We start from the raw sequence: 6,707 nt of genomic DNA, 5'->3' as shown, positions 1-6,707 counted from the left end.
CACCATCCCCGCGTCACCCTGCCCCGCGTCCAGCGGCCCACCGTCGCCGGAGCCCGCGTCACCCGCCCCCGCGTCCACGGGACCCGCATCCGGCGCTGGCGACACGAGCATGGAGAACTGGCAGGAGGCACGGTGGCCCGCGTGGTCCGTCGCCGATGCCTCGACCGAGGTGAGCCCCTCGGGGAAGACGGTCCCTGAAGGAGGCGTGCTGACCACCACGGGAGCCGGGTCCAGCGCATCGACAGCCGTGACGGAGAACGCCACGGGGATGCCGCTCTTGCCCGTCACCTGGGTCGGGCACGTGAGCTGGGGCGGCGAAGTGTCGCGTCGGATGGACACACGGTTGACGGCCGTTCCGCCCACGGAGGTGGCGGAGCAGGTGAACACCCGCTCCAGCGTGTCCACGGTCACCACCGCGCTGCCGCAGCCGTTCGTGTCGGTGACGGAGGATTCCAGGTCCCCTACGGACCAGGTGAGCGAGACGTCACCCACGTAGAAGCCGTTCTGCCCCAGGGTTCCCGTCACCGTCGGCGCGATGTGCGGCGGCGTCGTGTCCATGTCCAGCGCGAAGGGCTCCCGCCCGACGACGGGGTGTGTCGCCGCGACGAACAACGCGCCGCCGAAGAAAACGGGGGCCGATGGCGACGAGGGCATGATGCCCGGCGCGTAGTCCGCGACCAGCGTGGGCTGATTCGCGTTCACGGCCAGGGAGCAGAGCTCCACGCCCACCTGCCCGTCCGGATCACAGTCCAGGTACACCGTGCCGTGGAGCGTCTCCAACCAGGTCGTGCCATGAACGGGCCCCAGCACCCGCGTTCCCGAGGGAGTGCCGTTCGTCCGCACCAGCGAGCGGCCCGCATTCGTCTGGATGAGCAGGACGGCCTCCCCGGCTTGCAGGGTGGCATCCAACAGCTTCGTGTCCCCGGCCCCAGGCTCGAAGTCTCCCAGGCCGCGCGCCCCGGCTCCGTCAAGAACCCAGACCTCGCGCCCGCGTGCCCCGTCCACGGCGGTGAAGAACGCCCACGACCCCAGACCCTGAAGGTCACGGGGCGACGTGTTCTCCGTTCCAGGCACGAGCCTTGTCCCCGCCGGTGTTCCATCACTCGACGCGAGGGAGGTCGCGTTCGCGACGAAGGCCACCCTGTCGCCATAGGCCACGGGAAGACCGGCCTCGAAGGTCGCCAGCCGCACCAGGGCTCCTGCTTCGAGCGTCCCCGTTGCTCGGTACAACTGCTGGGTCCCCGAGGTGGAATCAGGCTGGCGGAAATAGGCGCGAGCTCCCGCCGCGACGAGCCCCTGCGGGTACCCCACGAGCGGCTGCAACGCCTGGGTCCCCGCGCTCGTGCCATCGCTCCGGGCCAGCTCATAGCCCGACGAGCCCCTCTCCCGGGCAATCAACACCCTGGCCCCCACCTGCACCATGTCGAGGGCGCTGGAGAGGAACACGGCATCATCCGGTGCGCCCTGGGTGGCACGGACCGCGCGGCCCTCGAGGAAGACGAGCGTGCCCCCCAGGAGGGCTCGACGCCCGTAGGGGCTCCCTCCCGAAAAGGACTCGCCGCGCAGCACCTGCGTGCCCACGCCATCGGTGCGCAGCAACTCGATGCGGTTGTACGCCGGCCGCGTGCCGAAGTACGCGAAGGAACCGTCCACCGTCCAGTTCTCGGGTGATGAGTCCTGGTTCGGGGGCATCCAGACCCGCGTCACCGGCCGCTCCGGCACGCCCTCGGGGAGGACATGGAGCCACACCGCTGCATCGTCGAGGGTGAAGGCCGCCATCCCCGCCGTCGTCATCACCACGCTGCTCGTGATTCCGGTGGCGACCCGGGACACGCCCATCGCGCTGCCATCCGTCCGCAACAACGAGAGCGCCCCACCCTTCGGCGTCGCGGTGAACAACAACTGCCCCGCTCCGGGATGAAGGGCGGCGAACGCCGTTCCGTCGGCTCCCGCGCTGAGGTCCGAGACCATCACGGTGCCCTGCTCCGTGCCATCCGAGACCCAGAGCTCCTCGCCCGTCAGCGCGTCGCTCGCCGTGAAATAGAACAGCGAGCCGACCTGTGCGCTCAGGATGGTCGAGGGAAGCGCGGCGAAGCGGCGCACCACGCGCGGCGCGGCCGTCCCATCCCAGGCGAACAGGGCGGGCCCCAGGTCATCGGCGCCGACATAGATGGACTCGTCGCCCAGCAGTCCAACGCCCCCTCCCTTCCGGGTGAGCGACTGCGCGAGGCGCGTTCCCTCCGGGGTGCCATCCGTGCGCCAGAGCTGATAGCCCGCGTCGACAGGGACGACGATGGACCTCACCGTTCCGCTTGGATTCAAGGCGTGTTCCCACACCAGGGTGCTGGAGGACGTGATGGTCGCGAGGGGCAGGGTCCCCTCGGAGGTGCCGTCCGACACCTTCAACCAGTGGGTGTAGGACGTGCTGCCCGCCGTCCAGCTCCCGAACACCACGCGACTCCCCAGGTCCAGGTCCAGGCTCATCTTGGAGGTCATGGTCACAACGAGCCGGGTGCCCTCGGGGGTTCCATCCGTCACGTGGAGGTGCGAGGTCGTCCCGCCAGAGAATCCCGAGGAGAACCAGAGCTGCCCACCCCTGACGAAGGGCTGGACGACGCGAGAGCCCACTGACGGGTCGACCGCGTGGACGAGCCGCGTGCCGGCGGCGGTGCCATCGGTCCGCCAGAGCTGGTTGTAGGCGCCCAGATAGAGCGCGCCGTCAAACTCGACGAGGTGATAGGTCGTGTCGGTGATGCCCTCCGGGCCGGCCCTCGTGTCGGCGACGAGGCGGGTGCCCTCCGGGGTTCCGTCCGTCACCCACGGCTCGAGTCCATGCACACCATCGTTGGCCAGGAAGTAGAGGGATTGTCCCCAGACCTTCGCGCCATTCAATGCCAACAGGCCCCCGGCACCGGGCAGGCTGTCCCTCAAGAGCCGGGTGCCCGCGGGTGTCCCGTCCGACGTCCAGAGCTCCAGGCCATGGACACCGTCATCCGCTCGGAAGACGACCCTCTCTCCCAGCACGGCGAGGAAGAAGGGATGGGAGCCGCTCGACCCTGGATGAATGTCCTTCACCAGCCACACACGGCCTTCAGCCGCGTTGGCGGCCCATAGCTCCAGGCCCGCCTGCGTGTTCAGGGTGAAGAAGACGGTGTCTCCGACCGAAGCGAGGACGGATGCACCGGAGAAGTCCTCACGCGCCTGGGGGTTGAGGTCCGCGAGCAGACGCGGCGACGCGGCCAGGAGACACAGCGCCAGCAAACCACCGTTCAACATGGAGTATCCCTAGGGGTGTGGAGCAGCGACCTCCAGCTTTAGCCCACCCTGCCCTCCAACGAATACGTGTTTCGTGGCGGCCCTGGCTCAACCCATTCATGCCTGGTACCAGTCGCCCGTCGACCTGAGGAATTCCATCCCGAATTCAATCAGCTTGTTCTGGTCGTTGCCGCACGAATTCAAGACCTGGCAGACCTGCCTTTTCGTCTCTTGAGGCGCCCCCTCGAGGTTGTACTTCCGCCAGACACACCTCAGGATTTGTTCATCGAAAGCCTGATCGAACAGGCCGCGCGGCCCAATGGGTGTGGCCTTGTTCTTGACGATGAATTTCGCGCCGATCTCGCAAAAATCGGTCAGCACCTGGATGCGGAGCGGCTTGCGCTCCCTGGGCAATCTGCCGGCAGTCATCTCATCAAACATCCACAGGATCTTGCGCAGCCTCGCGCACTGGATGGCTTGCTCGACCGTCAAGGACTGCTTGTTCTCAATCCATTCTCCGAGCGTATCAAGCTGGACGGGTTGATCCAGGGGGACGGCCTCGACACCCGGCGCGAGCGTCAGGATCTTCCCCGCGAACTGCCCGCTGTACATCAGCTCCAGGAGCCCCGAGGAGTGCAGGCCATACCTGACCTCCTGCAGTTCGGAGGTGCCGGGGGAGTCGGGGCTCCCTCCATAAACGACGCTCGAAAGCAGGGTCTTGTGCTCGTTCGAGGACTTGTCGTACGCCCCCTTGGGTGCCGCCGAGCCATTGAAGAGGGCAATCTGGTAGATGCTGGGCCTGTTGCACGACTTCAGGAACCGGCTGACGATCCGCTCGACGGACCGCCATCGGGCCAGCACCTGCTCCTTTTCGTTCTGGGCGGTGTTGGGACCGAAGGCGAGGTTCGTGTCCTTCATCTCGATCTCCAGGCGGACCTGTCGGTTTCCGTCGAGGTCCATCGAATATTCTTGGAGGTAGGCCTCGATGATCTGGAGCCAGCGGTCGAGGGTCAGGAATCTGGGTGGCAGGTTGCCCGAGGGCACGTCCTTGACCTTCGCGCCCGTCAGCGGAGGCACGAGCCCCCTGTTGTTCTCTTGATTGAACAGGGCCTCGATATGCTGCGTGTGGGTGACAATCGGAACCGCGTCCTGGCTGAACCAGACATCGCATTCGACGCCGCTCAGCTTCTTCTTCCTCCAGGCTTCGAGCGCCTTGATTACGGCGCCTTCGCTGTTTTCATTTTCGTGCGTATAGGTGAAGAGACTGTCGAACACTTGTCGCTCATACACCTTGCGGACCTTCTCGAAGGTGGCCCCGTCCCCGCGATGCGCGATGACGACGACCTTGGAGCGCATGTTGCGCTCCTTCCACTGCGCGTCGAGACGTTCGGCGAGCCTCCGGGTGATTTCATTTCCCGGGCAAACCGCGCTCAGCGCGGTGGAAATCTGATTGTTGAGATAGAATTGTTGTTCGTTGGGCTTGCGCTCGGCGCACCAATACTTCAACAGCGAATAGCAACCCAGAATCGTTTGATCGAGCGACGCGGCGGTGGCGGTGGCGTTCTGGAACTGGCCCACCGCGCCACGCTTGAGGCGACCGCTGATGCGGTTCAGCTTGCGCATGCCCTTGTCGGACAGCACGGCGCGGGCAACCAACTCCCGCCACTCCTCATCGAGGGAAGACCAAAGCGTCGGATTCTCCTCGATCTTCACGTCAAGCTTTGACGGATCCCACACCTCAGCCACGATAGACCTCGTTCCTTGATAGATGAGTTCCCCCGACGCCGTGGAATCGCTGCGACCGCGCGAGGCAGGCCCCTGCTCGGGCGAGCCTTGTGCGGCGGATGGGGCCGTCGTCGCGGTGTCTCAGGAGCATCAGCCAGTCAGCGCCTTCTCGGGGGGAGCCGAGGCCCACTGCAAGCGATGCACCACGCGACCTTCAGTCATGCGTCGCGCGGGCGGGAGTTCGAGGCCGCGTATGAGGAGGACGCAGTGAGTGACCGGGGCGTTCCATCAGGACGCACACCTCCGTCCTGTCCCTGTCGACGAGGCTCAGTCGGGAGTGGACCGGGCTTGAGCGCGGGCGCCTTCGAGGACGACCTTCAGGCCGCGCGGCTCGTTGCGGCTGAAGGTCAATGACAGGTGGGCGCGCTGACACAGCTCGCGAGCGATGGCGACCCCCAGGCCACTGCCTCGCGGGTCTCTCTCCCGGGCGCCGCTGGCGCGGAACAGGCGCTCGCCGAGCCGTCCCAGGTCCTCGGCGGGCACGCCGGGGCCGTCATCCAGGACGGTGAGCCGGAAGCGTTCGGGTCCTGCCTCCTCGAGCACGGCCACCACGTTGCCGCCCGGGGTTCCATGGGTGATGGCGTTGTGGATGAGGTTGCCCACCGCCTGCTCCAGCATCGTCGGATTGCACCGCGTCCACAGCTCGAGGTCCGGGCGGGCCACGTCCAGCGTGAGTTGCTTGCGGCGCGCCAGCAATGACAGCCGGCGCACCACGCGCTCCACCAGCATCCCCAGCGCGGCGCGCGGCTCGCCGTCCAGAGGGTCCACGCCCTCTCCCAGCTGGCAGGCCAGGCGAAGGTTGTCCACCAGGGCGGTGAGGTAGACGGTGTCCTCGATGCCGCGCACCAGCAGCTCGGAGAGTTCCTCGGCGGGGGCGGACGTGGCGAGCTCCAGGGAGAGCTGGAGCGAGGCGATGGGCGTCTTGAGGTCATGCGCCACGTTGGACAGGAAGCGCTCCAGGGCCTGCTGTTGCGCGAGGATGCGCGCGGCATCCGACTGGACTCTCGCCTGGGCGACGTCCAGGACGCGCGACAGGTCCGCCAGCTCGTCGTGCGCCGCGTCGCGCGTGGAGACATAGGCCGCGCTGCCCAGGCCGCTGGCCGCGCCGTGCAGCCGCCTCAAGCGCTTGAGCAGCGGGGTGATGACGGAGATGGTGGACGCCGCCGCCAGGAAGGCGGTGAAGGTGAAGGCCGCGAGCATGAGCCAGCGTGCCTCGCTCATGCGGCTGACCAGGGGAGGCCACCGGTACTCCAGCAGGCTGCACGGCCCCGCTTCGGCCACGCGCATCAGGAGGCTTCCGCCCCACGCGCTCCCGTCGAAGCGCGGGAAGTGAATCGACATGGGCTGCGCGTCACCCGCGGCGAGCTGCTCCACCAACGCGGGGTCCGGCCCTTCGCCCGAAGGGAGCGGAGCACGAGAGAGGACGCGGGCCACGTCGAAGGCGCGGACCTGGAGGCCCTGGGGCGAGGTGTGGCTCCAGCCCTCGGGCGCGGCGCGGCATGCGTCGCCGTGGGTCTCCAGCATCGCCTCGGTGAAGAGGCGCGCGCTGCTCCGCGCGGACAGCTCCGCGGCCTTGTGGAACGCGACATACGCGGCCGACATCGTGGCCAGCAGCCCCAGGAGCAACGAGGCGATGGCGGTGCGCCACACCAGTCCATGCCACATCC

Annotated in this window: 3 protein-coding genes; all 3 read right to left on the bottom strand. The window is 67.5% G+C overall.

Going from position 1 to position 6,707, the window contains the following annotated elements; all coding sequences use genetic code 11:
* A partial coding sequence (locus HR086_RS09605; protein ID WP_174465435.1) for an HYR domain-containing protein occupies window positions 1-3,276 on the bottom strand: 3,276 nt, incomplete at its 3' end.
* Between the two features lie 96 nt (window positions 3,277-3,372).
* Window positions 3,373-5,001, bottom strand: a complete 1,629-nt coding sequence (locus HR086_RS09600) for a hypothetical protein (RefSeq protein ID WP_174465434.1) — start codon at window positions 4,999-5,001, stop codon at window positions 3,373-3,375.
* Window positions 5,002-5,307: 306 nt separating this feature from the next.
* Entirely contained in the window at window positions 5,308-6,705 is a 1,398-nt protein-coding gene (locus tag HR086_RS09595; RefSeq protein WP_217441739.1) for a cell wall metabolism sensor histidine kinase WalK, read from the bottom strand.
* Window positions 6,706-6,707: the final 2 nt, after the last annotated feature.

Origin of the sequence: Myxococcus sp. CA039A (assembly GCF_013336645.1) — a bacterium.
Classification (GTDB): domain Bacteria; phylum Myxococcota; class Myxococcia; order Myxococcales; family Myxococcaceae; genus Myxococcus; species Myxococcus llanfairpwllgwyngyllgogerychwyrndrobwllllantysiliogogogochensis.
This window is presented reverse-complemented; position numbering and strand designations above follow the sequence as displayed.